This window comes from Methylotenera sp. (assembly GCF_029945705.1).
In the GTDB taxonomy this organism is placed as follows: domain Bacteria; phylum Pseudomonadota; class Gammaproteobacteria; order Burkholderiales; family Methylophilaceae; genus Methylotenera.
On sequence record NZ_JAQSDC010000002.1, the window covers coordinates 16,880 to 43,302 of the forward strand.

The following is a 26,423-nucleotide window of genomic DNA, read 5'->3' on the forward strand; positions in this document are numbered from 1 at the left end:
GAAAATCAAAATATGCAAACCTTAACCCTAGTAAGTAATAATGTAGATCGAGGCTTGAAATTTGAAGGTCTGGAATCTTCATATGATGAGCAGCGTAATCACCATCAAAATCAAGATGATGCAGGTAGTGTTTATGCCTGGAAAGTAAAGGGGTTAGCATCTGCTCACGCTGAGCATGCACGTCATGCTAAAAAATCAGCAAGCTCTTACGGAGTGTTGGCATTGGTGGTGTGTGCTCACGTCATTGCGGTATTTGCGCTATTAAATGCCAAGGCGACTCATCCCGTCATTAAAGATTTACAGGTGCCGATGATGGTGAGCTTAGTGTCTAGTCCTGCGCCAGAGCCTGAAGTTGTACCTTTAATACCAACGCCGCCGCAGCCTGTGGTTAAGAAACAAAAACCAATTGCTAAAAAAGTGCAGCCAACTCCTACACCAGTAGAAGTGGTGCAAGAGGTTGCGCGACCTGTTGCGACAGAGGCGCCACCTACAGCAGCCACACCAGTAGTGGTAGCAAAGGCGCCTGAAGTGATAGAAACGCCACAACCCAAACCAGTCGCTGAGCCAGTAGTGGAGCCGCCTCGCTTTGGCGCAGCATATTTAAATAACCCTGCACCTGATTACCCTAATATGGCTAGAAGGTTGGGGCAGCAAGGGCGTGTATTACTGAAAGTGCTGGTGGCTGAAAATGGTACGGCAGAAACTGTAGCGCTGGCAACAAGTAGTGGCTTTGAAAAGCTGGATCAGGCGGCGATAGAAGCGGTGAAAAAGTGGAGTTTTATTCCGGCTAAACGCAGCAATCAGCCAATAAGCGCGTATGTTTTGGTGCCAGTGAAATTTTCACTTAATAACTAGATAAATGTAAATAAACAAAATTTAATCAAGATTTAAAAAGGAAACAAAAATGCAAAACGGGTATGAATTTAATAGCTTGGCGTTTATCACTGCAGGTGGTCCAGTATCTATCGGGGTGGCACTGATTTTGCTCGCAATGTCGGTGGCAAGTTGGTACTTAATCGTTTCAAAAAGCTTACAAGCATGGCGCGTACGTCAAGCATTTAAAGCCTATGCACAACATTTTTGGAGTGCGCCAAATCTGGCAGCTGCGATTAAGCAAAACAATAAAACTGCGCTGGCTAACTTAGCAAAAAATGCAATTGCTGCAGCTGAACACTATAAAACACACGCATCAAAAAATAGTGAAAAAGTGGCACAAGATGAGTTTGTAGCACGTGCCTTGAATCGAAGTATTGCAGAAGAAAATACTAAGATGGAAAACGGTCTTAGCGTACTAGCATCTGTAGGCAGCGTGTCACCATTTGTGGGTTTATTCGGAACGGTCTGGGGCATCTACCATGCGCTTGCAAGTATTAGCCAGAGTGGTCAGGCAACGCTTGATAAAGTGGCTGGTCCTGTAGGTGAGGCGTTGATTATGACGGCTTTAGGTTTGGCGGTAGCCATACCTGCGGTGCTAGCATATAACGCTTTGGTGCGCAGTAATCGATTGCTAGCTGCTGAGCTTGAGGACTTTGGTTATACGTTACATACATTGCTTACAACAGGCGCAGTGATTAACGTTAATCATGAAGATGCAAAAGCAGCAGTAGAGACTAAAGAGCGCACTCACATTGCAGGGGTACCGGCATGATAGGTTCTGGAAATGGCGTAGGGTCTGCTTCTCATACTGTGCCAATGTCGGAAATCAACACCACACCTTTAGTGGATGTGATGTTGGTGCTTTTAGTTATCTTTATCATTACGGCGCCATTGCTAACGCATGCAGTGAAAATCGATTTGCCGCAAGCGAGCAGTCAGCCATTGCCTGAAAAACCTGAAGTGATTTCGGTAGCTATTGATGCCGAAGGCAAGATGTATTGGAATGATGCGCCTTTGGTGCAAGGGGAATTGAAAGCCAAGTTGCAAGGAATTGCAGACAAAAAACCACAGCCAGAATTAAACATTCGTGCAGATAAAGAAACGCGCTATCAAGTATTAGCTGAAGTAATGGCGGATGCGCAAAATGCTGGCGTGACAAAACTAGGTTTTGTTAGTGAACCAAAAAACTAATTCATTAGTTCGAACGTTCTTCATTTAGTAAAAAATAATTAATACACTCATTAGCCAGCCAGCAGTTCTGCAAGCCAGCCAAGTTTAACTTTAAGGGAAAATCATGAAATCAAGAAAAATGCCTAGGCTGGCAATAAATGTCGCTGCACTTGCTATCGCCTCAGTCTATCCGTTGGTCAGTCTGGCTGAAGATGCCGCAAGCAAAGAAAAAGCAGTTCCAACCACTGTCAATAAAGCGGAAAGTGCGCCAGCAGAACTTACTGAAGTGACGGTAAATGCTAAAGTCGAATCAAAAGCAGATGGCTATCAAGCGACTAAAACCCGCGTTGGCAAAGTACTACAAGATCCACATGATATTCCTCAGGCAATTACTACTGTTACACGAAGCTTAATGGAAGATCAGCAAGTAAGCTCGTTACGTGATGCGCTACGAAATGTTTCAGGTTTAACTTTTAATGCCGCAGAAGGCGGTCGCGGTGGTGACAACTTTAATTTACGTGGTTTTTACACCTTTGGTGATATTTATCTCGATGGAGTGCGTGATACTGCTCAATATTATCGCGAGACTTTTAACTTAGAGCAGGTTGACGTATTGCGTGGTTCTGCAGCGATGCTGTTTGGTCGTGGTCAAGCTGGCGGTGTAATTAATCAAGTCACTAAGATGGCTGAGCTTCAAGATTCCAATTCAGTGACTGGTAGTTTAGGTAACATGGATTATCATCAAGTGACGGGTGATTTTAACAAAAAATTGGCTGAAACTACTGCAATTCGTATCAATGTGATGGATCGTTCAGAACAGACGTATCGCCAGAACCCAGCGACAGGGGATAGGCCAGAAAATGACCGTCAAGGCATTGCATTAAGCTTGGGCACAGGGATTGGTACTAATAATGAGTTTTTCTTAAATCATGTTTATACTAAAACGCGTGATGTGCCAGATTACGGTATAAGTTTTGTAAATAAAACTCCAATCAATACTCCAGCATTGAATGATAAAACGTTTTGGGGTACTGCTAGAAATTTCGATGATAGTGAAACACAAATTACAACAGGGATTTTTACACATAAGTTCACTGAAGATACGCAATTGCGTACACAAATTAGACACGCGGAATATGACCGTGGATACTGGGCGCAAACACCAAGAACAATAGCGCCTACAGCCACGGGCACTGGCGGTTCAAATGGCAATACAACAAGAACTTCAAATTATAAAACTGATACGATACAGACTGATTTCAGTACAAAATTTGATATTTCTGGGATGAAAAATCAGTTTCTTGCAGGTTTAGAGTATTTAAAAGAAGACTCTCAAAGAAACTCATTGCAAGCCTTTAACGCACGAACAGGCGCCTCTTATGGCGCACTGAGCGGAGCTGCACTTAATACAGCTATTGCTACGGATGGTGTATTTTATGATAGAGATATTGCAAGTAGCACAGCCGTGCCTGCAAAATTCACTGCAGATAACTACGCACTATATATGCAAGATAGTATCGAATTTTTAAAAAACTGGGACTTACTAGTAGGTGTTAGACGTGATGAAATGCGTGCAGAATATTCAAGTACAACATCTCCTAAGTTAAATTATGGTGAAAATAGTTACCGCACAGGTTTGTCTTGGCATCAAACAGAGGATAGTCATTACTATGTAAGTTATAGTGACTCATTTAGTCCAACAGCCGATCTATACCAATTAACCGTAGCACCATTACCGCCTGAAAGAAGCAAAACAGTTGAAGTGGGCGCTAAATGGTTATTTTTGGACGGTGACTTTTCTTTCAGGACGGCGTTGTATCGTACCACTAAGGATTGGGAGCGCAATACTGATCTAGAAGCCACTGCGGCAATTCTTACTAAAAAACGCCGTACAGATGGGTTGGAGTTTGAAGCTGCTGGCAATCTAACCGACAATTGGGACGTATTCGGTGGATTAGCATTTATGGATGCAAAAATCCTTGAAGCTGCACAAAACATTAGTACTGGTGGAACTGGCCAAGGGCCTGTAGGGTCTATATACAGTGCTGACACAAGGTTCAATGGTCAACGCGCACGTAACACGCCTAACATGACATTCAATATGTGGACAACTTATAAGATTGCTGGAAACTGGAAGATTGGTGGCGGCTTTGAATCTAAAGGCGAACGTTCTGGCTATCAACCATCAGCAGTTGATGGCAGCTCTAACTTTGTTAACGGTAGCTTTCAACCAAATATGCTACCAGGATACACCCGTTGGGATGCAATGGCGTCATATGAAGCAAAAGCATGGGCTGTTCGTTTGAATGTAAAAAACTTGTTTGACAAAGTTTATTATGATTCTATCTATGATAATGGTGGTTTCTCAGTACCTGGTAATGGCAGACAAGCCATCATTACGACTGAGTATAAATTTTAATCACCTTACGTTTTAGGATATAAAAATGTTGTTGCGCGTACCTCAAGTATTAAATGCTGATGAACTTGCTAAGTTACAAGCCCTCATGGCTAAGGCCGAGTGGGCTGATGGTAAGGTCACAGCGGGTACGCAATCGGCACAGGTTAAACGTAATATTCAGTTGCCAGAAACGTCACCAGATGCGGAGGCAGCTCGTGAGATAGTGCTTAGAGCATTAAGTCGTCATGCACTGTTTTTTTCTGCGGCTTTACCAAAAAAAATCTATCCGCCGTTGTTTAACCAATATCGTGTAGGCATGGATTTTGGTGCACATATTGATAATGCCGTACGTACCCATGCCATGACTGGCTTGCATGTGCGGACTGATATTTCTTGCACACTTTTTATTGCTGAGCCTGATAGCTATGAAGGCGGTGAGTTAGTCATAGAAGATACCTACGGACACCAAGCTGTTAAATTACCAGCAGGTGATATGGTGCTTTATCCTGGCACCAGTTTGCATCATGTGCGCCCTGTCACAAGCGGGGCGCGCTTAGCATGCTTTTTCTGGGTGCAAAGTATGATACGGGATGACGCGCAAAGAACCTTGCTATTTGATATGGACGCGGCAATTGTAACGTTGCGCCAGCAAGTGGGTGATAACGCTGCTGTGATTAGGTTGACGGGTAATTATCATAATTTGATCCGTATGTGGGCCGATACTTAGAAGCCGGCTCGCTAGTCGCTAACTTGAAATCAAACTCTAAAATCAAACTGTTGAAATTTAACTCTAGGAAAAAATCATGCGTTTTATATTTGCACTATTAAGCTTACTCCCACTGCAAGCATTGGCTTCTGCAGATTGCCCTGTATATCCAAAATCAGAATGGGCAGCTGAAGAAACCTTAAAAAAAGCCTTAACAGATGAAGGTTACACGATTAAAAAATTCAAAGTGGATGGCAATTGCTATGAAATGTACGGTAGAAATAAAGAAGGTAAAAAAGTAGAAATTTACTTTGATACAAAAACACTAGCCATCATTAAAGCAGAAGGCCTTAAAGACTAAGCATTCATTTAGCTTGATTAATGAGTATGAGCGAAACAAAACCGCAAGCCCTCATTTGGACGGCTTTTGTGCGGATTACGCATTGGCTGGTAGCGCTTTTTGTACTCGTTAATTTTTTTAATGAGTCAGGTTTTTGGCATCGGTTGATTGGGTACTTTTGTTTGGTGCTAGTGTTTGCAAGAATCAGCTATGGACTATGGCTAACTAAAGCCGCCTCGTCCAAGTTTTACATGCCGACTATTGCAAATATGAAGCACCATCTTAATGAAATACGCACACGAATATTTGCACCACATATTGGCCATAACCCACTTGGGCAGCTAGCCGTTTATCTTATTTGGGCATTAATTGTAGCGTTAGCAATAACTGGTTGGTTAAGCCGCACAGATGCTTATTGGGGTGAAGATTGGCCTGTCGATTTACACCTGGTTTTGTCAAATGCTTTGCAGGGCTTGGTGATATTGCATATAGCCGCAGTGGTGTTGATGTCCAAACTGCAAAAGAAAAATCTTCTGAAACAAATGATTTCTTGCAAGTCGTCAGACACCACTCGCTAAGCTACAGCGCAGTTGCAAGTGGTGTTGATGACAAGTTGTATTAATGGAACGATTTAACTAAAACTTAACCAGTAATATAGCTCTCAAGCTGTTTGATGAGCATTTGCTGATACTCAATGGTTTCTTTCACTAAATCACCAATCGATAGCATACCAATAACTTTGTCACCGTCCATCACAGGTAAATGGCGAATATGCTTATCAGACATAATATTCATTGCAACCTCAACCGTATCGTTAGGCTTCACTGTGAGCACATTAGATGACATTACTTCACTAATAGGCGTAACTTTTGAAGACTTGCCTTTGAGAATGATTTCCCGCGCGTAATCACGTTCTGAGAAAATACCCGCGAGTTTGTCGCCATCAAGTACCACTAATGCACCTATTTTATATTCCGCCAGCACCACTAAAGCATCATAAACAGGGCGATGTGGAGCAATTGAAATAACGGTTTTATGTTTTTTAGTATCTAGTAATTGTTGTAATGTTTTCATGTTGTTCTCCTCACATTTAGTACTACCATAAAAATATACACCTTATAATGGCGTAAGCAAATTCAAAATCATCTAATTCTGCAAAAAAACATTCATGCAATCAGAAATTGAAAGTAAGCAAGAGAAAAAGCTCGTTGTTAAAGCATTCTTAGCACTTTTTATACTCACTATTATTTGGGGGTATAACTGGGTGGTGATGAAGCAAGCGGTGCAGTTTGCTAGCCCTTTTCAGTTTGCGGCAATACGCACTTTCTTTGGTTCTATTGTTCTATTTATACTCATTTTTGTGACTAAAAGACCATTGGCGCTTAAAGAGTTTCCTACTATGTTAATACTCGGACTTTTGCAGTCCTGTGGCTTTACTGGCGTGCTGATTTGGGCGCTTGTAGAAGGTGGCGCAGGTAAAACTGCGGTATTAACCTATACCATGCCATTTTGGGTCATGCTATTTGCTTGGCCCATGTTGGGCGAGAAAATACAAGGCTGGCAATGGCTGGCGGTGTTGTTTGCACTATTTGGCATGGTGCTTATTTTTGATCCAATGCATATTAAGTCAGATGGCTTTAGTATGTTTCTGGCAGTTTGTTCTGGTGTTTCTTGGGCTATTTCAGCCATTATTTCAAAGAAGCTGCATCAGCGTGCGCCTCATTTGGATTTGCTAAACCTTACTGCTTGGCCTATGTTTCTTGGCTCCATTCCTATTGTCGTGATTGCTTTTATTTTGCCAGCGCCGCCTATGCAGTGGACACCAACTTTTGTGTTTGCCGTGCTGTTTAATGTCTTGCTAAGTGGATGTTTGGCTTGGGTGTTGTGGTTATATGCGCTTCAACGTTTGCAAGCAGGCGTGGCAAGTATGGCCAGCATGCTGGCACCAGTGATTGGCGTGATAGGTGCATGGGTTCAACTAAATGAAGTGCCAAATACTTTTGAGTCAATAGGTATGGTATTTATTGCGCTATCACTAGTGACTATTTCTGTTATCAGTATTAGCAAACGTACACAGATTGATCCTGCGCAAGGGCAAGAGTGAGTGGCAACGTAAGCTTGTGTTAAAATTGAATTATTTTTCAAGTATTAAGGGTTGGTAATATGGCTGGTCATAGTAAATGGGCAAATATTCAGCACCGCAAAGGTCGTCAAGACGCAAAACGCGGCAAAATTTTCACTAAAATCATTAAAGAAATTACCGTGGCTGCGCGTATGAGCGGTGGCGATGTAAACATGAACCCACGTTTACGTGCGGCTGTGGCAGAAGCTAAAGAAGAGAACATGCCAGCAGACAATATTATTCGTGCCATTAAAAAAGGTACGGGTGAGTTAGAAGGCGTGAACTACGAAGAGATTCGTTATGAAGGTTACGGCATTAACGGAGCGGCGATTATTATTGATTGTTTAACCGACAACAAACAACGTGCGGTGATGGATGTACGACACGCACTAAGCAAACATGGCGGCAATTTAGGTACAGACGGTAGCGTGGTATTTATGTTTAAACACTGCGGCAGTCTAATTTATGAGCCAGGTACCGATGAAGATAAAGTCATGGAGGTTGCGCTAGAAGCCGGCGCAGAAGATGTGGTGACGGATGAAGATGGCAGTATAGAAGTCATCACGCCACCAAATGATTTTATGGTGATTAAAGAGGCCATGGAAGCTGCGGGCTTAAAAGCTGTGATGGCAGAAGTCACGATGAAGCCGAATATGGAAACGGTGTTTACAGGTGATGATGCCGTGAAAATGCAAAAAATATTAGATGCCTTAGATGATTTAGATGATGTGCAGGACGTATATACCAGTGCTGTCATCGAAGAGTAAACAAGTGAATCACTTAATGTCTTTTTTCGTTCATGCCTTTTCTAGTATCACGCGATTGATTTTTTGAGTAATGTCAGAATCTTAGGCATAGACCCTGGCCTGCGCTTAACAGGCTTTGGGGTTATTGAAAAAGTGGGTGAGAAAATCACCTACATCTCAAGCGGCACCATTAAAACTGCTAGTGGTAAAAAGAATAAAGTAGAAGGCGAAGATGACAGGGAAGAGCTGCCAGCTCGCTTGAAGATCATTTTAGATGGTTTGTTTGAGGTGATTGATACCTATCAGCCTAACCAAGTGGCCATTGAAAAAGTGTTTGTGAATATCAATCCGCAATCCACTTTGTTATTAGGTCAAGCCCGTGGCGCAGCTATAAGTGCGGCCGTCATCAGAAATCTTGTTGTAGCCGAATATACGGCGCTACAAGTCAAACAAGCCGTGGTCGGCAATGGCCATGCGCAAAAAGAGCAAGTGCAAGAAATGGTCAAACGCTTACTCAACTTACCCGCAACCCCTAAACCAGATTCAGCCGACGCTTTGGCTTGCGCAATTTGCCATGCACATGGCGGACAAGGTTTGGGAAAACTAGCTACCGCTGGGTACCGAGTGCGCGGCGGAAGGTTGGTTTGATAGCGCTTACATTTGAAATTGATGTGGTTAAATAGACACAGTTGTTAACATTTGTAATGATTTGGACGAGGCTATGATAGGAAGATTAAACGGAATTTTGTTGGAAAAAACACCGCCGTTGGTGTTAATCGATTGCAATGGCGTGGGCTATGAGTGCGAAGTGCCAATGAGCACATTTTATAATCTACCTGCCATTGGTGAAAAAGTGGTGATGCTCACGCATTTTGTAGTACGTGAAGATGCGCAACTGTTATACGGTTTTGGCAGTGACCAAGAACGTGCTACTTTCAGACAATTACTTAAAGTGAATGGCATCGGTGCAAAGTCAGCACTTTCAATTTTAAGTGGCTTGTCCATAGACGATTTAGTGCAAGCGGTTGCCATGCAAGATACCGCCATGCTTACACGCGTACCAGGTGTGGGCAAGAAAACAGCCGAGCGTTTATTGTTAGAGCTGAAAGATAAATTTACAGTTGCGGGATTAAATCCAAGTAATAGCAATCAGCCAAAATCAGCTAGCAGCGATGTGCTGAATGCGCTGATTTCACTAGGCTACAATGAACGCGAAGCCTTAGCTGCTGTGAAGTTATTGCCAGCAGATGCCACTGTGGCAGACGGTATTAAATTAGCATTGAAATCATTATCCAAATAAAGCGGCTATGTTTGAAGCGCATCAATCTAACATCGGAGAAATAATGAATATTTCGACAAAATTATTTTTGGTTGTTGCGATATTTTTGCTCGCGGCTTGTGGTCAACATAACGATCGTGCCGCTGAGTCAATGCCAGCGACAGATGTTGCGATGAAGTCAGCACCAGCGTCAGATATGGCAAGAGCCAAAATGGCGGATAGCACAGGCGGTGGCGAAGAGTCACTCACCGAGGTGAGTGAGCCAAGTGCCGCCAACTCAGCAGTGAAACGCTATATCGCTTTACGCCATGCACTGACGGTAGAAACTGAAACAGAACAAATGCAGGCAGCATTTGATGCCACGGTGGCGCATTGCGAGCTGTTGAAATGTCAGATTCTGAGTGCTAATTACAATCGCGAAACGCCGTACAGCCCACCTTCAGCCAGTTTGTCGGTACGTGTGCCACCTAGGTCGGTTGAAATATTTCTTTCGGGTTTGGCAAAAAATACAGAAGTGTTGCAGCATCACCAAGACAGTGAAGATAAAACAGATGCTGTGATAGATGCAGAAGCGCGCATTAAAAACCTGACAGAATTCCGCGATAGTTTACGTGCGATGCTCACCGATAAATCCGCTAAATTTAAAGATTTAATTGAGGTGCAGCGTGAGTTAGTGGATACGCAAAGTCAGCTCGACACCATTCAAGGCGTGCGTAAAGTATTGGCACAAGAAACCGAGTTGGTTGCAGTAAATATTGATTTTACTGCCAAACAAGGCATTACCGAGCAAGGCTTTTTTTCACCTGTTGCACATGCACTTAAAGATTCTGGTCATGTGATGATGGAAAGCTTTGCCGCAGTGATTACGTTTTTTGTGACGATATTGCCATGGCTATTATTTGGCATCCCTATGCTCATTTTAGCGCGAAAATTGTGGACTAAAATTAAAACGAGATGGCAGAATAAGTAGTTTTAAGTAAGTCTGCGAGACTTTGGCAGCCGAGTATTTGAATGTTAAATTTAAGGCATGACCTCAATGATTAATACCAACCAAGTCACACGAATCGCTATTATTACTCTATTGGTAATAGGGTGTATCTATGTATTACAGCCTTTTATGGCAGCGGCTTTATTTGCCGCAATATTTTGCTTATTCACATGGCCACTTTACTACCGATTATGGTTACGGTTAGGCAAGCGAGATACGTTAGCAGCCGTGACAATGACTATATTGTTATTGATCGCACTGATTTTGCCTATGGCATTTCTAGCAACTAATTTGGTTGAGACTTCAGATGATTTATTCAACAAGATAGGTAGTAACTTACAAAGCTTTCATCTTCAAGTGCCTGATTGGATAAGCAACCTACCGATTGTTGGCGAGCAAATTAAACAGTCATTAGAGCGTGCTACGGCTAGCCATGAAGATTTGATGACACTGTTACGGCAGTATTATGAACCTATGCGAACTTTTACTTTACGCGCTGTACAAGTAGTGGTTGGTGGGTTTGTACAACTGCTATTAGTTGTTTTCGTGGCATTTTTTTTCTATCGCGATGGTGTGCGAATTTCACAAGGTCTTTTAATTATTGTGCGTAGATTAGGTGGCGCTCTTGGGCTAGAGATGCTTGATCTTTCTTGTAACACCGTTAAAGGCGTAATGCTCGGTATATTTGGTACAGCTTTAGCTCAGGCTGCCGTAGCTTTGGCGGGGTTTCTGCTGGCGGGTGCCCCAGCGCCAGTATTGTTGGCATGTGCTACTTTCTTCTTATCGGTTGTCCCTGTGGGGCCGCCGTTAATTTGGGGAGGTGCTTCATTCTGGCTTTATAGCCAAGGGGAACCTAGCTGGGCATTATTTTTGGCGCTTTATGGCTTGTTAGCGATTAGCACAGTAGATAATGTGCTTAAGCCTATCCTTATTAGTCAATCCTCACATCTGCCAATATTGCTCATCGTGTTTGGTGCACTTGGTGGCATTTTAACTTTTGGGTTTATTGGTATTTTTCTTGGGCCTACCTTGCTAGCAGTAGGATTTACGCTATTGTTGCATTGGCTAGCCGTACAAAATAAGAAGCTACTAGAGGTTCTAGAATGAAGGTGAATCATATTATTTCTGCTGGTGTTTACTGAAAGTTAGGAGAAACTAATGATTAATAAGCTGATTAATAAAGGTTTTTTTACTCTAAGTTTTGTGGTCCTTGTAAGTGCTGGCCCCCTTTTTGCGGCTGAAGAAAAGCCTATCAAGGAAGTCTCTGAAGATGACTATATTGGTGACGTGCCTCGAGTGCTCACGGTGTCTAGGTTGTCACAATCCATCGCTGATGCACCTTCAGCTGTTACAGTGATAGACAAGGAAACAATACGAGCTTCTGGAATTGTAGATTTACCTGAAATTTTTCGTTTAGTACCAGGTTTTTATGTGGGTACTAATGCAGGGTTTGTACATAACACCAATCACGTGGTCAGTTATCATGGTATGACAACTGCCTATGCAGGCTCAATGCAAGTGCTGGTGAATGGTCGCTCAGTCTACAGTCCACTTTACGGTGGTGTGCAGTGGAGTGAGTTGCCTATTGCGATAGCTGATATTGACCGCATTGAAATAACACGTGGCCCAAATGCTGCGAGTTACGGCGCTAATTCTTTTTTTGGTGTGATTAATATCATTACACAAAGCCCATCTGATCAAGTTGGGGCTAGTTTAAGTGCCACCTATGGCAATGGTCGTCATGAAGCGTTTGCTCGATATGGCGCTAAACAAAATGATTTAAGCTATCGAGTGACTGCAGGCTATCGTGACGACGATGGTTTAGATAATCGTTATGATTTTAAACGTACACGCTTGCTAAATGCCCAGATGGATTATCGAGTGGACGATAAAAATAATCTTGAGTTTGAGTTGGGTCTAGTCAATGGTGATCGCGAGGATGACCAGTCTCTCGGTAGAACTCGTTACTTCGAGCCAAGAGTCAGAAGCATCGAAAATAATTATGAGCTTATTCGTTGGCGTCATAACGTTAGTGATAGTAGTGACCTTTCATTACAAGCCTATCATTCATTTGATAGGACTAAAGATGTAATCAATAGTGTTAATTTAGTGGGGCTACTTCCATTCGCTACCTTGCTTACACCTACTCTACAAGTTAACAATGACATAGAGATGGAGCGTTACGATGTGGAAGCACAGCACAACTTTTCTATATCTCCAATTTTAAGAGGAGTTTGGGGTGCCAGCATTCGACAAGATATAATGTATTCGCCTTATTATCTTGGGACTCAGAATACAGACACATTTAACCTGCAACGGTTATTTGGACATATCGAATGGCGTCCAATTGAGCGTGTAGTGCTAAATATGGGAGCAATGTTAGAAAATAATAGCTTTACCGATACCGATATTTCACCACGCGCTAGTATTAATTTCAAATTAAATCCAAATCAAACTATTCGGTTTGGCATCTCAACCGCCTTAAGAACACCGAATTATTTGGAAGATAAGTTTAATACTAATATTGAAGTCAAAACGACCTCTACACCATTACAGGCACAATACATCAGAGGCAACTCTAACCTTAATCCAGAGCGAATTATTTCTAAAGAAATTGGCTATTTGGGTGACTTCGGAAAGTTTAGCTTAGACGCGCGAGTTTTTTACGACAATATTCATGATTATATTAAATCGGATATTGATAGAACAACACCATTGTTAGCTGTAACTTCTTCAGGTTATGTTTTGATAAAACAACCTACAGTCTATACAAACGCTGGCGATGTCAACGTGAAAGGTTTTGAAGCACAAGCCAAATGGCATGCCACTAAAGACACACATTTGTTGTTTAATTACGCTTATGTGAATATAAATGCTGATGGAAATCAGACTGCTGACACTATTACCATGTCAATGCCGCGCGATACCATTAGTGCTTTACTCACGCATCGATTTAGCTCTGAGTGGGATGCTAGCTATGCTTACTATCAAACCAGTGAAGTCACCGCATTGGGGGATGGTAATTATGTTGGTTTAGCGAGAAGATCTGACATTCGACTAGCGCGTAAATTTAAAGCAGAACGAATTAGTGGCGAAGTTTCTGCTGTTGTTGAAAATTTGTTTAACGAACATTATCAAGAGTTTGCAGATTACAACACGCTCAAACGTCGTGCTCGTCTTAATGTAAGGTTAGACTTTTAATGCAACTGAGTAATAAGCTGAATGGTTGAGAAGTCAATTTTGTTATTTAGGCTAGATAGAAAAAGCTGGGTGAACAGCTTAATGAAGAGCTTACTCGCATGCGTAATGCTAGTGTTTGGTCTTTTTGCCCCCTTTGTTGCGCATGCCTATACAGGTGTAACGATTGTGATGAGCGTACAAACGCCAGCCAATCTCGAGTTTGTTGATCAGTTCAATGCCGAGCTTGCAAAGAATAAGCAAATTAATCTTAGAGTGAATGTGATTACGCTGCCAGATACTGAAAAGCTGGTAGTGGCTGAAAACAGTGAACTAGTCATTGCGTTGGGTGTAAAAGCGCTTGAGGCGGCTAGTAAATTAAGGCGGTCAACACCTGTATTAGGCGTGTTTACGCCACTTCCCGCATTCAATAGTGTGATGGCAAAAAATCGACGTGAATTAGGTAATTTTAGTGCCATTGTATTAGACCAGCCTTTTTCGCGGCAAATGGCACTGATTAAACATGTGCTACCCGAAGCACAAAAAATAGGCGTTTTACTGGGCACCACTTCTTCACAATATCTTGAGTATGTGCGAGAAGGAGGTGAGAAACGTGGTCTGAATATTCTCGAAGAAAAAGTTAATCAAGAGGCTGACTTAATTCCACAGTTAAAAAAACTCTTGGATACAGCCGACGCTATTTTAGCGATTCCAGACCCTACAATTTACAGCCGCGAAACTGCACAGCCTATTTTATTAACCAGCTACCGTTATCAAAAGCCTATCTTTGGCTATTCTCAATCCTATGTACGTGCTGGCGCTTTAGCTGCGGTATATAGCACTAGCAAGCAGTTGGCAAAACAGGCTGCAGAAATTGCGATTAAATCACGCCAAGCGTCTAGTGAATTGCCGCCACCGCAAATGCCAAAATACTTCTCTATCATGTTGAATTATCAAGTCGCCCGCTCACTTAATATTCCTTTGATGGATGAAGATGAGCTTTTAAAGAAAATGCTAGAGTCTGACGCTCCAGAGGCCATGTAATATGAAAAATATCGGCATCAAGTCACGTGTTATATTTTTGGGTACGATACCCGCTTTGCTGTTCGCTATTATTTTAGTCGGGTATGCAATCACCAATATTTTTGGTGTGTTGGATCAGTCACTTGAAGATCGAGGCAAAGTCATTGCTTCGCAGCTTGCTCCGGCAGCAGAATATGGCGTGATTTCTGGCAATAGTCAGGTGCTACAAAGGCTGGTTCAACAAGCGCTGTCTAATGAGCAGGACTTAAGAACGGTGATGGTGGTTGACAGCCAAGGCTTAACGCTGGCACTAAGTGGCCGTGAATTGCCTAAGTCGTTAATTACTAAGATCATCAACGAAAACCTAGAGCAAATTCCGCAAAATAAAGGCATTATTTTTACGTTCCCCATTTACCGAAGTTTAGTGGAGATTGATGACTTTTCTAATCTAAGCAGTAAAGAGTTAGAGCTGAAAAAGTCTTACACGCCAGAGAAAATTGGTCAGGTGTATGTAGAACTGAGTAATCAGACTTTACAAAATATTAAGCAAGATTTAATCGTAAAGATTTTCTTGACGGCTATTTTTGGTTTGGTTTTAAGTGGCCTGCTGGCATGGAAGCTTGGTCGGCATATCACTAAACCTATCCAAGAGATTGCTCAAGCAGTGAATCGCATTGGTGAAGGTGTGTTTTCGCATACGATTATGGAGGATTCCAGTGGTGAGCTGAAAACCCTGCAAAAAGGTTTTAATTCCATGTCTAGCAGCCTCAAGCACGCTTATGACAGTATGCAAGATAAGATCAATGATGCGACATCAATGTTGCGCCATCAAGCACAACATGATGATTTAACAGGTTTAATTAACCGCCGTGAGTTTGAGGTGCGCTTAGAGCGCTGCCTAAAAAGCGTACATGAAAATAATACACAACATATTTTTTGCTTTTTGGATTTAGACCAATTTAAATTAGTGAATGACACTTGTGGGCATTCCGCAGGGGATGAGTTGTTGAAGCAAGTGAGCATTTTATTAGCCAATAAAATGCGTGAGAGAGACACTTTGGCGCGCTTAGGTGGCGATGAGTTTGGCTTACTACTAGAAAACTGTACTTTGACCGATGCGAATCAAATCAATAATACCTTGTTGAAAACTATTCGGGATTATCGTTTTATTCATGATGATAAGATTTTTAATATTGGTGTCAGCATTGGTTTGGTTGTCATTAATCAAGGCTTTGAAAATGTGAGCGAGATTATTCATGCAGCTGATTTAGCCTGTTACTCAGCAAAATCAGCTGGGCGAAATCAAAGCTTTCTGTTTAACCCAGGTGATGTTGAGGTGGTTCGCCAGCGCAGCGCGGTGGAATCAATATCAGACATTACCGATGAAATTGATGATGAGCAGTTCATGCTCTATTGTCAGCCAATCGTGCCACTCATAGCTGTGGCAACACAAGTGCAACACTATGAAATTTTGCTTAGAAAAGTTGATCTAGACGGCAAAATAATTCTGCCAACCACATTTATACCGTCTGCAGAGCGTTATCATTTGATGCCCAATATCGATAGATGGGTCATTAAAAATGTATTTATAGCGTACCAAAAGTTGCTGGAAATTAATGCAGAAAAGTGTAACTATATATTTTCAATTAATTTATCTGGTACCTCATTAGGCGATAAAAGTTTACTGAGCTTTATACAAGATATGTTTATCAAGTATTCAATTCCACCTCAAGCGATCTGTTTTGAAATTACCGAAACGGCTGCGATTGTTAATCTAAAAAATACTATACTGTTGTTCAGCTCATTGCGAAAACTTGGCTGTAGCTTTGCCTTAGATGATTTTGGTAGCGGTATGTCATCATTTACCTATTTGAAAAATTTTGACGTGGATTATTTGAAGATAGATGGTGCTTTTGTTAAAGAAATGCACATTAATAAAGTTGACCATGCCATGGTGCGCTCGATTCATAGTGTAGCGGAGGCTATGAATATTAAAACGGTAGCTGAATTTGTCGAAAATAATGAGATATTAAGTGAGTTGAAAAGCATAGGCGTACACTATGGACAAGGGCTATATTTGGGTCCTCCTGTAGCCGTCAAAGGATTAATTGAACGCTACGCTAAAATACATGCACAATAAATAGGCGCGTGTTTTAATGGCGTCTTAGCGCCAAAACTCAAATAACAAGATGAATTTATGATAGAAACAGACCGCCTGATTGCCCCTGATGCTGAAAGCCCTCGTGAAGAAGCCTTAGAGCGTGCTTTGCGCCCCAAGCTTTTAGACGAATATGTTGGGCAAGAAAAAGCACGTAGCCAGTTAGAGATTTTTATTAATGCCGCACGCGGTCGCAGCGAGGCGCTTGATCACGTATTACTCTTCGGCCCACCAGGTTTAGGTAAAACCACTTTAGCACATATTATAGCCAAGGAAATGGGCGTCAATATGCGCCAAACCTCAGGCCCCGTGCTGGAACGCGCTGGTGACTTGGCGGCGCTACTGACTAATTTAGAACCCAATGATGTGTTGTTCATTGATGAAATTCATCGACTTTCACCCGTGGTCGAGGAGATTTTATATCCAGCGATGGAAGATTATCGCTTAGACATTATGATAGGCGAAGGCCCAGCTGCGCGAAGTGTGCGACTTGATTTGCCGCCGTTTACCTTAATTGGCGCAACCACTCGTGCAGGGATGTTAACGAATCCATTGCGTGACCGTTTTGGGATTGTTTCTCGGTTAGAGTTTTATACTTCTGAAGAGCTGGCTAGAATTGTTCATCGCAGCGCTGGTTTATTAGAAGTTGAAATGGCAGATACAGGCTCGCTGGAAATTGCCCGCCGTTCACGCGGCACACCACGTATTGCCAATAGATTACTGCGCCGTGTACGTGATTATGCTCAAGTGAAAGCCAATGGCATTGTGTCATCAGAAGTCGCTGATGCTGCGTTGAAAATGCTAGATGTCGATAAATTAGGTTTTGACGTGATGGATAGAAAACTTTTGCTTGCCGTGATAGAGAAGTTCGGTGGCGGTCCTGTAGGTTTGGACAATCTAGCCGCAGCCATCGGCGAAGAGCGTGATACGATTGAAGATGTGCTTGAACCTTACTTGATTCAACAAGGTTATTTAATGCGCACGCCGCGTGGACGTATCGCCACACAGCAAGCGTATCAGCATTTTGAATTGCCCATGCCTAAGCATTTAAATAGTGAAACTTGGCAAGATTAAGCATGAGTAGTCCTCAATTTAGTTGGCCAGTCCGTGTGTATTACGAAGATACCGACGCCGGCGGTGTGGTTTACCACTCAAACTATTTAAACTTTATGGAGCGTGCCCGTACTGAATGGTTGCGCGCTCTGGGTTACGAGCAAACCACAGTTAAAGATGATTTAGGCGTAATTATTGTGGTACATAGTTTGTCGATTAACTTCAAAAAGCCCGCAAGGTTTAATGACCTGCTAGAAGTGCATTGCGAGCTAACAAACATCGGGCGCGGCAGTATAGAAATGGCGCAAACAATTATCTGTAATAGCGTTGAGTTGATTCAAGCACATGTTAAAGCGGCCTTCGTCGATGCGGAAACTTTTAAGCCAGTATCCATTCCTATAGCCATGAAGCAAGACATGATTAAAATACAAGCAATCAATTTATAAGCAGTGAATTAACAAGTATTGAACCAAAAAGTGGAGAAGTTATGAGTATAAGCGCGGCCAATGATATGTCTATTTTTTCGCTAGTGGCTGGCGCCAGCCTGCCTGTGCAGATGGTGTTACTGGTGTTAATTGGCACCTCACTATTTTCTTGGTGGTATATTTTTATTAAGTTAGCGACGATTAAGCAAGCTGAAACCAATGCTGAAGATTTTGAAAAAGCATTTTGGTCGGGTGGTGATTTGAATAAACTATTTGAAGGTCTCGCCTCGAGTCGTCGCAAGCCGCAAGGCATGGCGAGCATATTTGAAGCTGGTTTTAGAGAGTATGCGCGTCATAAGCAGCAAACGCATATAGATGTTTCTGATGTGATGGAAGGTTCTCGCCGAGCAATGCGTGCTGCCTATAACCGTGAGTTAGATGATCTAGATGCGCATCTGCCATTCTTAGCCTCAGTTGGCTCTGTGAGCCCATACATCGGCTTATTTGGAACGGTTTGGGGCATTATGAATGCGTTCAGAGGCTTATCTAACGTGGCACAAGCCACCCTTAGTCAAGTGGCGCCTGGTATTGCGGAAGCTTTGGTGGCAACTGCGATTGGCTTGTTTGCTGCAATTCCAGCCGTGATTGCCTACAACCGCTTCGCAAGTTCAGTTGATAGACTTTCTGTGCGTTACGAAAGTTTTATGGAAGAGTTCACTAATATTCTGCAAAGAAAGTGCTAAACCATGGCGCGTACTCGCAAACGTCGCATGATGAATCAAATCAATGTAGTGCCTTACATTGATGTGACTTTGGTGCTACTGGTTATTTTTATGGTCACCGCGCCCATGACTAATCCTGGTGTGGTTGATTTGCCTAAAGTCGGGCAAGGTTTAAAACAGCCGCAAGTGCCGCCATTGGTGCTCACGGTTAAACTTAATCACAAAATAGAGTTCGACAATAAGCCTATGCCGCGCGATGAATTACTTTTGGCTGTGCGCCAAGCGCTTACCAAAGCGCCAGAACGCTCAGTGGTGATTGCCGCAGATAAAAATGTTAAATATGACGACGTGATAGGCGTGATGGATTTACTCAAGCAGAATAAAGTGGATAAAGTTGGACTATTGCTAGCGCCAGCCAAGTAAGCCCGCTGAATGATTGAAATGACCAATTTATTAAAATGATTAGAACGTACGAAAAAGAAGTTTCCTGGAAAGCTGGTGGGCAGGCGATTGCCGTGCATGTCGCCTTACTTGCGGCATTGCTGATTTCTTTTAATTGGAAAGCTGCTCACACTGCATTAGACGTAACGGAAGTTGAACTGTGGGATAGCATTCCCAATCAAGCAGCACCCATGCCAGAGCCAGTTGTGCAGCCAGAGCCAAAACCTGTAGTTAAAGAAGAAGTTAAGCCAGAACCTAAACCTGAGCCCAAACCAGTAGTAGAGGAAAAGCCAAAAGAAGAGCCGCAAGTAGATATTGCACTAGAAAAAAAGAAAAAAGCATTAGAGTTGAAAAAAGTGGAAGACCAGCTCAAGAAAGAGAAAGCAATTGAGCAAAAGAAACAACTTGATGCGCTAAAGCTAGAAGCGTTTAAAGATGATGCGAAGCCTGCTGTAAAAGTAAATAAACCTAATGATGCTTTAAAGAAACTACAACAAGAAGCGTTGGCTGAAGAAAAAACAGAGGTAGATCAACGGGCGATAGGCGCTAAAGCTGCTGCCAATGCAGGCATCATAAATGAGTTTACTGATAAAATAAGAGCCAAAATTCGTGGGAATGTTAATACCACACTTTGTGGCACTGGCAGCCCAATTATTAAGATTACGATAGGACTCTTACCAACAGGACAGTTGATGGGAGGCGTTAAGACAACAAAATCAAGTGGAAGTCCAGCGTGTGACGATGCAGTGGAAAGAGCAATTTTATTGTCTGAGCCATTTAAACTTCCTGAGGACTCTAAATTAAAAGCTGAGTTTAGAGAGCTAAATCTTACGATTACTCCTAACGACTAAGTTTAATTTAGAGCATAATTATTCGAATGGCACTTTGTAACAAAGTGTAAATCGTGTGGCGTCAAAATGCTTGAGGCGTCAAAATAAGCCTGGGTTAAAATTCAAAGTGAACTTAGTAGGTGCTTCTGGGTTCCAAATTTTAGATTTTAATAAGTGATTAATTTAAAGACATTAAACATAGCCTATGCATATACTTAGATTTCCCAAGTTAAGTTTTTTAAACCTGCAATTCTCCAAAATACTTAATTTAGCTATATTTTCTGCAAGTCTGTTTATTCCATCGTTAGCTAGTGCCGCGTTAGAAATTGAAATTAGCGGCGGTAGCGCACAGCAAGTGCCAATCGCCATTGTGCCTTTTGAGCAAAGTGGTAACAGCGCAGACAGTATCAGTAATATTATTGCGGCTGATTTGAAACGCAGTGGTTTATTTCGCGTGCTAGAAACTGGCGGCGTGGTGAATAAACCTACCGATATTACGCAAATCAAATATTCTGAGTGGGCAAATTTGCAAGCACAGGCTATGGCAGTTGGTGCTGTAGAGACGCTACCAAATAATCGTTTGAAAGTTACGTTTCAGTTGGCAGATGTACTTAAGCAAACGCAATTAACTGGTATGCAATACACCATTGCTCCGAATCAGCTAAGGGCAACCGCACATAAAATTGCAGATGTGATTTATCAGAAACTTACCGGTGAATCAGGTATCTTTGCTAGTCGTATCGCTTATGTGACCAAGGCTAATGACCGTTACATGCTTAAAGTGGCCGATGCTGATGGCGCAAATCCACTGACGATGGTGTCATCAAAAGAGCCAATTATTTCGCCAGCATGGTCACCTGAAGGCAATAAAATTGCCTATGTTTCGTTTGAAAAGAAAAAACCGATTATTTACGTGCAGGCCTTAAGTGGTCAGCGCACTGTATTGGCCAGCTTTAAAGGTAATAATAGTGCGCCAGCATGGTCGCCAGATGGCAGTAAGTTGGCGATTGTACTCACTTATGGCGCTAACTCTCAGGTGTACACTATCAATGTCGATGGTTCTGGCTTGAATCGTATTACAAAAGGCAATGCGATTGACACCGAGCCGACTTGGTCTTCAGATGCTAAGTGGATATACTTTACTTCAGACCGTGGTGGTAAGCCGCAAATCTACAAGGTTTCTGCCAATGGCGGTGATCCCCAACGTGTGACTTTTGAAGGCGCGTATAACGTTAGCCCACGTTTCTCGCCAGATGGTAAATCTTTGGCGATGATACGAAATGATGGTGGTAAGTTTCGAGTGGCATTGCAAGATCTAGCAACAGGGCAAGTACAGTTGTTAAGCGATGGTTCGCAAGATGAGTCGCCAAGCTTTGCACCAAATGGTCGTGTGATTCTTTATGCAACACGCTCAAGTGGACACGGTGCTTTAGCTGCTGTATCTGCAGATGGCCGCGTTAAGCAAAAGTTGAATGAATCTAGTGGCGACATTCGTGAGCCAGCTTGGGGGCCTTTAATTAAATAGTGCCTGCTAATTAAATAGCGGGCGTCTAAAGTGCATAGGTTGTAGTAAACATAGTAGTAATACGTGTAATAGAAATAATAAAGTTTTAGTTTGAGTATATTTTATAAAGCATGACTTCTTGAGGAGAGTAATATGAATAAATCTACATGGAATACCAAGTTACTAAGCAGCTTATTGTTGGCATTAGTGTTAAGCGCTTGTAAAAGCACGCCAATGAACACAGCCCCAGTAGCCGTGGAAGATAAAAGCCCAGCGCAGGCGACTAAACCAGCAGAAAATAATACAGGTGCAGATACTTCAGCTGTTAAAGAAGTGGCGATTGATGGCAATGCGACAGATTCAGCCAACAATCCATTAAAAGATCCAAACAATATCTTATCTAAACGTAATGTTTATTTCGATTTTGATAGTGATGCAGTTAAGGCTGAGTTCCGCCCACTAATTGAGGCGCATGCTAAATACTTGCTTGCACACACTTCAGCAAAAGTAATTTTACAAGGCAATACCGATGAGCGCGGTACTCGTGAGTACAACTTGTCATTAGGTCAACGCCGTTCAGTTGCTGTGAAAAGCTCACTTAACTTACTGGGCGTAAAAGATACACAAATTGAAACTGTAAGTTTTGGTGAAGAAAAAGCCACGGAAGGTTGTGAGGACGAAGCATGTTCAAAACAAAATCGTCGTGTAGATGTAGTCTACGAAAACGAGTAATTGTAGAATCGATTGCTGAGAACTGACTATTTAGGACTTAAAAAGTATGATGAAAAAACTGATACTGGCTAGTGTGTTGTTGTCTGTGCAGCTATTTGCAATAAGTGGCCATGCAGCTTTGTTTGACGACAAAGAGGCGCGCAAAAAGATTCTAGAAGTAGAAGCGACAATGAATAGTCAGGATCAGGCGAATCAGACTGAGTTGGCGAACCTAAAAAAAGACTTTGAGCAGCGTTTGCAAGCCATTGAGGCCATCACCAAGGGTGGTGGCTTAATGGAGATGCAGAATCAGATTGAATCTTTAAAGCAAGAAGTTGCAAGACTTAAAGGTGAGTTGGAAGTGGCGAATCATAATGTTGATGCGACTCAGCAACGACAAAAGGATTTGTATGGCGATACCGATACACGCTTGCGTAAGCTAGAAAGCGGCGCTACGTCTTCTGTGGCAGCTGGTTCAAGTGATACCTCAGCGCCACCGCCAACTGCGGTTGTAGCAGCTCCAGCTAAAAATACGCAAGAGTATCAATTGTTAGAGTTGGCCAATGGTCTATCCAAAGAGTCTAAACATAAAGATGCATTCAATGCTTATGATAAATTCTTAAAGGATTATCCAAACAGCACTCTGGCAGCAGAGGCAACTTACGGTTTAGGCTATTCACAATTTGCATTAAAAAACTATAAATCAGCCATTGCCACACAACAAAAAGTAATAGATTTACATCCCGAAAGCCCGAAAGTGCCAGATGCGATGTTGAACATGGCGAATAGCCAGATTCAGCTAGGCTTAGTACCAGGTGCGAAAAAAACTTTGCGCGACTTAATCGCTCAGTTTCCCAATAGCGAAGTAACGCCTACTGCACAGAAACGCTTAAAAGCATTAGAGGCGATTAAGTAACTTGTATTGAATGAACGACTATTGAAATAAGTTCTTTTGCTAAAACATTCACTTAGCTCAATTTAAGTAAATCAATATTTAAGTTACAATGGCGCCAATTCAAGTTGGCGCTATTTTTTTAAGTCAATCAGTCTCTCTGGCATATTAAGTGTTTAATGAAACTCAAGTAATGAAGCTCAAAGTCCACGAAATTTTTTACTCAATACAAGGTGAATCCTCACGCGTAGGATTACCCACAGTATTTGTGCGCCTAACGGGCTGCCCAATGCGCTGCGTGTATTGCGATACCGCTTATGCATTTAGTGGCGGCAGTAATATTGAGATTGCTGATATTTTGACTAAGGTCACTGAATTTGGAGCAAAATATGTCACCGTAACAGGCGGTGAGCCGCTAGCGCAAAAAGATTGCCATGTGTTGCTAAAAGACTTATGTGATGCAGGCTACAGCGTATCGTTAGAAACAGGTGGTGCAATTGATATTAGCCCAGTAGATAAACGTGTTTCTGTGATACTTGATGTCAAAACACCAGATTCAGGTGAGCTAAAAAATAATGTTTGGAGTAATTTAGAGCATTTAAAAAGCTCAGACGAAGTGAAATTTGTATTGTGTAGTCGAGAAGATTACCAATGGGCGAAAGAGCTATTAAATACACATAAAATTGCCGAAAAATGTCCCGTATTATTTTCACCAGTCTATAGTCAAGTAAACCCTACCGAACTAGCAGAGTGGGTATTGGCGGACAAGTTACCTGTGCGTATGCAAGTACAGCTACATAAAATTTTATGGGGCGAAAAACCTGGGGTTTAGATTAGAGTTTCGGCATGGATTTCAATATGGAAAATAAAACAAAAAAGAATGCAGTGGTACTTCTTTCTGGCGGACTAGACTCCGCTACCTGTCTTGCAATCGCAAAATCTCAAGGTTTTGAATGTTATTGTTTGAGCTTGGACTATCATCAGCGCCATATTGCCGAGTTACATGCGGCTAAAAACGTGGCTAGTATTATGGGCGCTTCAGCACATAAAACCGCTAACTTGGATTTATCTTTATTTGGTGGCTCGGCATTAACAGATGATGCGATTGCTGTGCCAGAAAGTGAAACGGCTGGCATACCGATCACATACGTACCCGCACGAAACACTATTATGCTGTCTTTAGCTTTGGCATGGGCGGAGGTGTTAAAAAGTCAGGATATTTTTATCGGCGTGAACGCGCTCGATTACTCAGGTTACCCTGATTGTCGGGGTGAATACGTTAAAGCATTTCAAGCGATGGCGAACCTAGCGACTAAAAGCGCAGTAGAGGGGCATGCAATTACCATACACGCGCCATTAATTGATATGACAAAAGCACAAATTATTACGCTTGGCACTGAGCTTGGTGTTGACTACGCGATGACCGTCTCTTGCTATCAAGCTGACAGCCATGGCGAGGCATGTGGATTGTGTGACTCATGCCGTTTAAGGCGAGAAGGTTTTGCCGCCGCAGGCTTGACAGACCCAACGCGATATAAAAAACACAACTCAACATGGCGCTAAAACTGTGTATAAGCAGCACAGTTTTAAAACGACAGATTTTGCACAAAGATTAATTATGGGATTAATGCACAAACTACTTGCCAAACCCATCATTAATAACGTAAAATCCGCGCCTTTCTGCTTTAAAATTTTCTAAAAGAGAACAAAGATTATGGTTATTATTCGTTTAGCTCGTGGTGGCGCGAAAAAAACTCCTTTCTACAACGTGGTAGTTGCTGATTCACGCAATCGTCGTGACGGCCGCTTCATTGAGCGTGTTGGTTTTTACAACCCATCAGCAAAAGCTGGTGCAGAAGCGCTTCGTGTAGATCAAGAGCGTGTTACATTCTGGCAAGGTCAAGGTGCACAACTGTCTGATACAGTGGCACGTTTGGTTAAATTTCACGCTAAAGGCCCTGAGTACGCTATTGCTGCTAAAGCAAAAGATGCTGCTAAAGCTGATGCTGTTAAAGCTAAAATTGCTGCTGTTGAAGCTGCAAAACAAAAAGCTGCTGCAGATGCTGCTAAAGCTGAAGCGGATGCTAAAGCCGCTGAACAAGCAGCTCAGGCCGCTGAAGCTTCGGCCGCAGCAAAAGCTGCTGAGGCCGAAGCTGCCGCTGCTCCAGTTGAAGCCGCTGCAGAAGTTGCTGAAACACCAGCTGCAGACGCTTAATATCATCGCTCAGGTGATTTGTGTCACCGAGCGATTGACTAAGTCTGTAGCTAATTTTGGCAAGTACTAAGGTTTTGGCAAATACAAAGCAAACAAGCAGTAGTATGGTAGTCATGGGGCGCATCGTTGCGCCCTACGGCGTTTTTGGCTGGCTGAAAATTGTGCCAGATACAGAAGCGTTTGACGGCTTATTTGATTACGATTCTTGGTGGCTGGGCAAAGGCGAAGATTGGCGTGAAATGGTGGTTGAAACTGCCAAAACACACAATGACGTACTAGTTGTTAAGCTTAAAGGCATAGATGACCGCGATGCGGCGCTTGCTTGCAAGGGTAAGCAAATAGCCGTGCCAAGAGAGCAATTACCAGAAGCTGAAGAAAATGAGTATTACTGGTCAGATTTGATTGGTTTACGCGTTAAGAACAAACAAGATGTTGATTTTGGCTTGATTGTTGATGTGTTTGAAACTGGTGCAAATGATGTGATTGCAGTACGTGCAGATGCCGTAAAGCAAGAAGATTCAGCTGTTAAAGCCATAGCCAAAGAAAAACCGCAAGAAAGATTATTGCCATTTATTGACGCAGTAGTGCTTGAAGTAGATACAACAGCAAAAACAATGTTGGTGGATTGGGATGCAGATTTCTAGTCA

29 protein-coding genes are annotated in these 26,423 nt (G+C 42.5%); 28 read left to right on the top strand and 1 reads right to left on the bottom strand.

The annotated features are described in order from the left end of the window. Positions 1 to 12: 12 nt before the first annotated feature. The 7 genes from PSU78_RS00395 (at position 13) to PSU78_RS00425 (ending at position 6,068) form a co-directional block, all read left to right on the top strand. Complete coding sequence (locus PSU78_RS00395; RefSeq protein WP_300382607.1) at positions 13 to 855, top strand: energy transducer TonB; 843 nt, start codon at positions 13 to 15, stop codon at positions 853 to 855. Positions 856 to 904: 49 nt separating this feature from the next. Then, on the top strand, positions 905 to 1,648 hold the full coding sequence (locus PSU78_RS00400; RefSeq protein WP_300382609.1) for a MotA/TolQ/ExbB proton channel family protein: 744 nt from the start codon (positions 905 to 907) through the stop codon (positions 1,646 to 1,648). Then, positions 1,645 to 2,067, top strand: coding sequence for a biopolymer transporter ExbD (locus PSU78_RS00405; protein WP_300382611.1), 423 nt, complete (start codon positions 1,645 to 1,647; stop codon positions 2,065 to 2,067). The genes PSU78_RS00400 and PSU78_RS00405 overlap by 4 nt, the downstream gene beginning before the upstream one ends. Before the next feature lie 103 nt (positions 2,068 to 2,170). Beyond that, the gene (locus PSU78_RS00410) at positions 2,171 to 4,465 is read left to right on the top strand and encodes a TonB-dependent siderophore receptor (RefSeq protein ID WP_300382613.1); all 2,295 of its coding nucleotides are present in this window, start codon (positions 2,171 to 2,173) and stop codon (positions 4,463 to 4,465) included. Between the two features lie 25 nt (positions 4,466 to 4,490). Further along, positions 4,491 to 5,171, top strand: a complete 681-nt coding sequence (locus PSU78_RS00415; protein ID WP_300382615.1) for a Fe2+-dependent dioxygenase — start codon at positions 4,491 to 4,493, stop codon at positions 5,169 to 5,171. Positions 5,172 to 5,247: 76 nt separating this feature from the next. Continuing rightward, positions 5,248 to 5,511: a PepSY domain-containing protein gene (locus PSU78_RS00420; protein ID WP_300382617.1), complete on the top strand. Its 264-nt coding sequence runs from the start codon at positions 5,248 to 5,250 to the stop codon at positions 5,509 to 5,511. 26 nt (positions 5,512 to 5,537) lie between these two features. Continuing rightward, positions 5,538 to 6,068 carry a cytochrome b/b6 domain-containing protein gene (locus tag PSU78_RS00425; RefSeq protein ID WP_300382619.1) on the top strand — a complete coding sequence of 177 codons (531 nt, stop codon included), beginning with the start codon at positions 5,538 to 5,540 and terminating at the stop codon, positions 6,066 to 6,068. Between the two features lie 64 nt (positions 6,069 to 6,132). On the opposite strand, the gene PSU78_RS00430 is transcribed toward PSU78_RS00425, so the two are convergent. Beyond that, the gene (locus tag PSU78_RS00430) at positions 6,133 to 6,564 is read right to left on the bottom strand and encodes a CBS domain-containing protein (RefSeq protein ID WP_300382621.1); all 432 of its coding nucleotides are present in this window, start codon (positions 6,562 to 6,564) and stop codon (positions 6,133 to 6,135) included. Between the two features lie 94 nt (positions 6,565 to 6,658). On the opposite strand from PSU78_RS00430, the gene PSU78_RS00435 reads away from it, so the two are divergent. From PSU78_RS00435 to rimM, 21 genes are all read left to right on the top strand, one after another. Next, positions 6,659 to 7,594, top strand: coding sequence for an EamA family transporter (locus PSU78_RS00435; protein WP_300382623.1), 936 nt, complete (start codon positions 6,659 to 6,661; stop codon positions 7,592 to 7,594). Positions 7,595 to 7,653: 59 nt separating this feature from the next. After that, complete coding sequence (locus tag PSU78_RS00440) at positions 7,654 to 8,379, top strand: YebC/PmpR family DNA-binding transcriptional regulator (protein WP_300382625.1); 726 nt, start codon at positions 7,654 to 7,656, stop codon at positions 8,377 to 8,379. Between the two features lie 63 nt (positions 8,380 to 8,442). Further along, on the top strand, positions 8,443 to 9,006 hold the full coding sequence (gene ruvC, locus PSU78_RS00445; RefSeq protein ID WP_300382627.1) for a crossover junction endodeoxyribonuclease RuvC: 564 nt from the start codon (positions 8,443 to 8,445) through the stop codon (positions 9,004 to 9,006). A gap of 73 nt (positions 9,007 to 9,079) precedes the next feature. Beyond that, on the top strand, positions 9,080 to 9,658 hold the full coding sequence (ruvA, locus tag PSU78_RS00450) for a Holliday junction branch migration protein RuvA (protein WP_300382629.1): 579 nt from the start codon (positions 9,080 to 9,082) through the stop codon (positions 9,656 to 9,658). A 43-nt stretch (positions 9,659 to 9,701) separates the two neighbouring features. Then, positions 9,702 to 10,607, top strand: coding sequence for a DUF4349 domain-containing protein (locus tag PSU78_RS00455; RefSeq protein WP_300382631.1), 906 nt, complete (start codon positions 9,702 to 9,704; stop codon positions 10,605 to 10,607). Between the two features lie 66 nt (positions 10,608 to 10,673). Next, on the top strand, positions 10,674 to 11,732 hold the full coding sequence (locus PSU78_RS00460) for an AI-2E family transporter (RefSeq protein ID WP_300382633.1): 1,059 nt from the start codon (positions 10,674 to 10,676) through the stop codon (positions 11,730 to 11,732). 51 nt (positions 11,733 to 11,783) lie between these two features. After that, entirely contained in the window at positions 11,784 to 13,826 is a 2,043-nt protein-coding gene (locus tag PSU78_RS00465; RefSeq protein ID WP_300382635.1) for a TonB-dependent siderophore receptor, read from the top strand. Positions 13,827 to 13,847: 21 nt separating this feature from the next. Next, entirely contained in the window at positions 13,848 to 14,846 is a 999-nt protein-coding gene (locus PSU78_RS00470) for an ABC transporter substrate binding protein (RefSeq protein ID WP_300382637.1), read from the top strand. Between the two features lies 1 nt (position 14,847). After that, a complete protein-coding gene (locus tag PSU78_RS00475; protein WP_300382639.1) occupies positions 14,848 to 16,965 on the top strand; it encodes an EAL domain-containing protein in 2,118 nt (705 codons plus the stop codon). A gap of 57 nt (positions 16,966 to 17,022) precedes the next feature. Continuing rightward, positions 17,023 to 18,057, top strand: coding sequence for a Holliday junction branch migration DNA helicase RuvB (gene ruvB, locus PSU78_RS00480; RefSeq protein WP_300382641.1), 1,035 nt, complete (start codon positions 17,023 to 17,025; stop codon positions 18,055 to 18,057). Between the two features lie 2 nt (positions 18,058 to 18,059). Next, positions 18,060 to 18,482: a tol-pal system-associated acyl-CoA thioesterase gene (gene ybgC, locus PSU78_RS00485; RefSeq protein WP_300382643.1), complete on the top strand. Its 423-nt coding sequence runs from the start codon at positions 18,060 to 18,062 to the stop codon at positions 18,480 to 18,482. Between the two features lie 47 nt (positions 18,483 to 18,529). Next, a complete protein-coding gene (gene tolQ, locus PSU78_RS00490) occupies positions 18,530 to 19,204 on the top strand; it encodes a protein TolQ (protein ID WP_300382699.1) in 675 nt (224 codons plus the stop codon). A 3-nt stretch (positions 19,205 to 19,207) separates the two neighbouring features. Continuing rightward, positions 19,208 to 19,606: an ExbD/TolR family protein gene (locus PSU78_RS00495; protein ID WP_300382645.1), complete on the top strand. Its 399-nt coding sequence runs from the start codon at positions 19,208 to 19,210 to the stop codon at positions 19,604 to 19,606. A 35-nt stretch (positions 19,607 to 19,641) separates the two neighbouring features. Continuing rightward, positions 19,642 to 20,475 (top strand): energy transducer TonB, encoded by an 834-nt coding sequence (locus PSU78_RS00500; protein WP_300382647.1) that lies wholly within the window; start codon positions 19,642 to 19,644, stop codon positions 20,473 to 20,475. Between the two features lie 184 nt (positions 20,476 to 20,659). Beyond that, positions 20,660 to 21,979 (top strand): Tol-Pal system beta propeller repeat protein TolB, encoded by a 1,320-nt coding sequence (gene tolB / locus PSU78_RS00505; protein WP_300382649.1) that lies wholly within the window; start codon positions 20,660 to 20,662, stop codon positions 21,977 to 21,979. Positions 21,980 to 22,111: 132 nt separating this feature from the next. Beyond that, positions 22,112 to 22,690: a peptidoglycan-associated lipoprotein Pal gene (gene pal, locus PSU78_RS00510; RefSeq protein ID WP_300382651.1), complete on the top strand. Its 579-nt coding sequence runs from the start codon at positions 22,112 to 22,114 to the stop codon at positions 22,688 to 22,690. Positions 22,691 to 22,736: 46 nt separating this feature from the next. Beyond that, positions 22,737 to 23,585, top strand: a complete 849-nt coding sequence (ybgF, locus tag PSU78_RS00515; protein WP_300382653.1) for a tol-pal system protein YbgF — start codon at positions 22,737 to 22,739, stop codon at positions 23,583 to 23,585. Between the two features lie 169 nt (positions 23,586 to 23,754). Beyond that, on the top strand, positions 23,755 to 24,393 hold the full coding sequence (queE, locus tag PSU78_RS00520) for a 7-carboxy-7-deazaguanine synthase QueE (RefSeq protein ID WP_300382655.1): 639 nt from the start codon (positions 23,755 to 23,757) through the stop codon (positions 24,391 to 24,393). A 26-nt stretch (positions 24,394 to 24,419) separates the two neighbouring features. Continuing rightward, positions 24,420 to 25,124 carry a 7-cyano-7-deazaguanine synthase QueC gene (gene queC / locus PSU78_RS00525; RefSeq protein WP_300382657.1) on the top strand — a complete coding sequence of 235 codons (705 nt, stop codon included), beginning with the start codon at positions 24,420 to 24,422 and terminating at the stop codon, positions 25,122 to 25,124. A gap of 151 nt (positions 25,125 to 25,275) precedes the next feature. Continuing rightward, a complete protein-coding gene (rpsP, locus tag PSU78_RS00530) occupies positions 25,276 to 25,776 on the top strand; it encodes a 30S ribosomal protein S16 (RefSeq protein ID WP_300382659.1) in 501 nt (166 codons plus the stop codon). A 104-nt stretch (positions 25,777 to 25,880) separates the two neighbouring features. Then, entirely contained in the window at positions 25,881 to 26,420 is a 540-nt protein-coding gene (gene rimM / locus PSU78_RS00535; protein WP_300382702.1) for a ribosome maturation factor RimM, read from the top strand. Positions 26,421 to 26,423 lie beyond the last annotated feature (3 nt).

Bases quoted from the DNA above. Each gene is read 5' to 3' on its own strand.
- PSU78_RS00395 (WP_300382607.1), top strand. From the start codon at position 13: ATGCAAACCTTAACCCTAGTAAGTAATAATGTAGATCGAGGCTTGAAA.
- PSU78_RS00400 (WP_300382609.1), top strand. From the start codon at position 905: ATGCAAAACGGGTATGAATTTAATAGCTTGGCGTTTATCACTGCAGGT.
- PSU78_RS00405 (WP_300382611.1), top strand. From the start codon at position 1,645: ATGATAGGTTCTGGAAATGGCGTAGGGTCTGCTTCTCATACTGTGCCA.
- PSU78_RS00410 (WP_300382613.1), top strand. From the start codon at position 2,171: ATGAAATCAAGAAAAATGCCTAGGCTGGCAATAAATGTCGCTGCACTT.
- PSU78_RS00415 (WP_300382615.1), top strand. From the start codon at position 4,491: ATGTTGTTGCGCGTACCTCAAGTATTAAATGCTGATGAACTTGCTAAG.
- PSU78_RS00420 (WP_300382617.1), top strand. From the start codon at position 5,248: ATGCGTTTTATATTTGCACTATTAAGCTTACTCCCACTGCAAGCATTG.
- PSU78_RS00425 (WP_300382619.1), top strand. From the start codon at position 5,538: ATGAGCGAAACAAAACCGCAAGCCCTCATTTGGACGGCTTTTGTGCGG.
- PSU78_RS00430 (WP_300382621.1), bottom strand. From the start codon at position 6,564: ATGAAAACATTACAACAATTACTAGATACTAAAAAACATAAAACCGTT.
- PSU78_RS00435 (WP_300382623.1), top strand. From the start codon at position 6,659: ATGCAATCAGAAATTGAAAGTAAGCAAGAGAAAAAGCTCGTTGTTAAA.
- PSU78_RS00440 (WP_300382625.1), top strand. From the start codon at position 7,654: ATGGCTGGTCATAGTAAATGGGCAAATATTCAGCACCGCAAAGGTCGT.
- ruvA (WP_300382629.1), top strand. From the start codon at position 9,080: ATGATAGGAAGATTAAACGGAATTTTGTTGGAAAAAACACCGCCGTTG.
- PSU78_RS00455 (WP_300382631.1), top strand. From the start codon at position 9,702: ATGAATATTTCGACAAAATTATTTTTGGTTGTTGCGATATTTTTGCTC.
- PSU78_RS00460 (WP_300382633.1), top strand. From the start codon at position 10,674: ATGATTAATACCAACCAAGTCACACGAATCGCTATTATTACTCTATTG.
- PSU78_RS00465 (WP_300382635.1), top strand. From the start codon at position 11,784: ATGATTAATAAGCTGATTAATAAAGGTTTTTTTACTCTAAGTTTTGTG.
- PSU78_RS00470 (WP_300382637.1), top strand. From the start codon at position 13,848: ATGGTTGAGAAGTCAATTTTGTTATTTAGGCTAGATAGAAAAAGCTGG.
- PSU78_RS00475 (WP_300382639.1), top strand. From the start codon at position 14,848: ATGAAAAATATCGGCATCAAGTCACGTGTTATATTTTTGGGTACGATA.
- ruvB (WP_300382641.1), top strand. From the start codon at position 17,023: ATGATAGAAACAGACCGCCTGATTGCCCCTGATGCTGAAAGCCCTCGT.
- ybgC (WP_300382643.1), top strand. From the start codon at position 18,060: ATGAGTAGTCCTCAATTTAGTTGGCCAGTCCGTGTGTATTACGAAGAT.
- PSU78_RS00495 (WP_300382645.1), top strand. From the start codon at position 19,208: ATGGCGCGTACTCGCAAACGTCGCATGATGAATCAAATCAATGTAGTG.
- PSU78_RS00500 (WP_300382647.1), top strand. From the start codon at position 19,642: ATGATTAGAACGTACGAAAAAGAAGTTTCCTGGAAAGCTGGTGGGCAG.
- tolB (WP_300382649.1), top strand. From the start codon at position 20,660: ATGCATATACTTAGATTTCCCAAGTTAAGTTTTTTAAACCTGCAATTC.
- pal (WP_300382651.1), top strand. From the start codon at position 22,112: ATGAATAAATCTACATGGAATACCAAGTTACTAAGCAGCTTATTGTTG.
- ybgF (WP_300382653.1), top strand. From the start codon at position 22,737: ATGATGAAAAAACTGATACTGGCTAGTGTGTTGTTGTCTGTGCAGCTA.
- queE (WP_300382655.1), top strand. From the start codon at position 23,755: ATGAAGCTCAAAGTCCACGAAATTTTTTACTCAATACAAGGTGAATCC.
- queC (WP_300382657.1), top strand. From the start codon at position 24,420: ATGGAAAATAAAACAAAAAAGAATGCAGTGGTACTTCTTTCTGGCGGA.
- rpsP (WP_300382659.1), top strand. From the start codon at position 25,276: ATGGTTATTATTCGTTTAGCTCGTGGTGGCGCGAAAAAAACTCCTTTC.
- rimM (WP_300382702.1), top strand. From the start codon at position 25,881: ATGGTAGTCATGGGGCGCATCGTTGCGCCCTACGGCGTTTTTGGCTGG.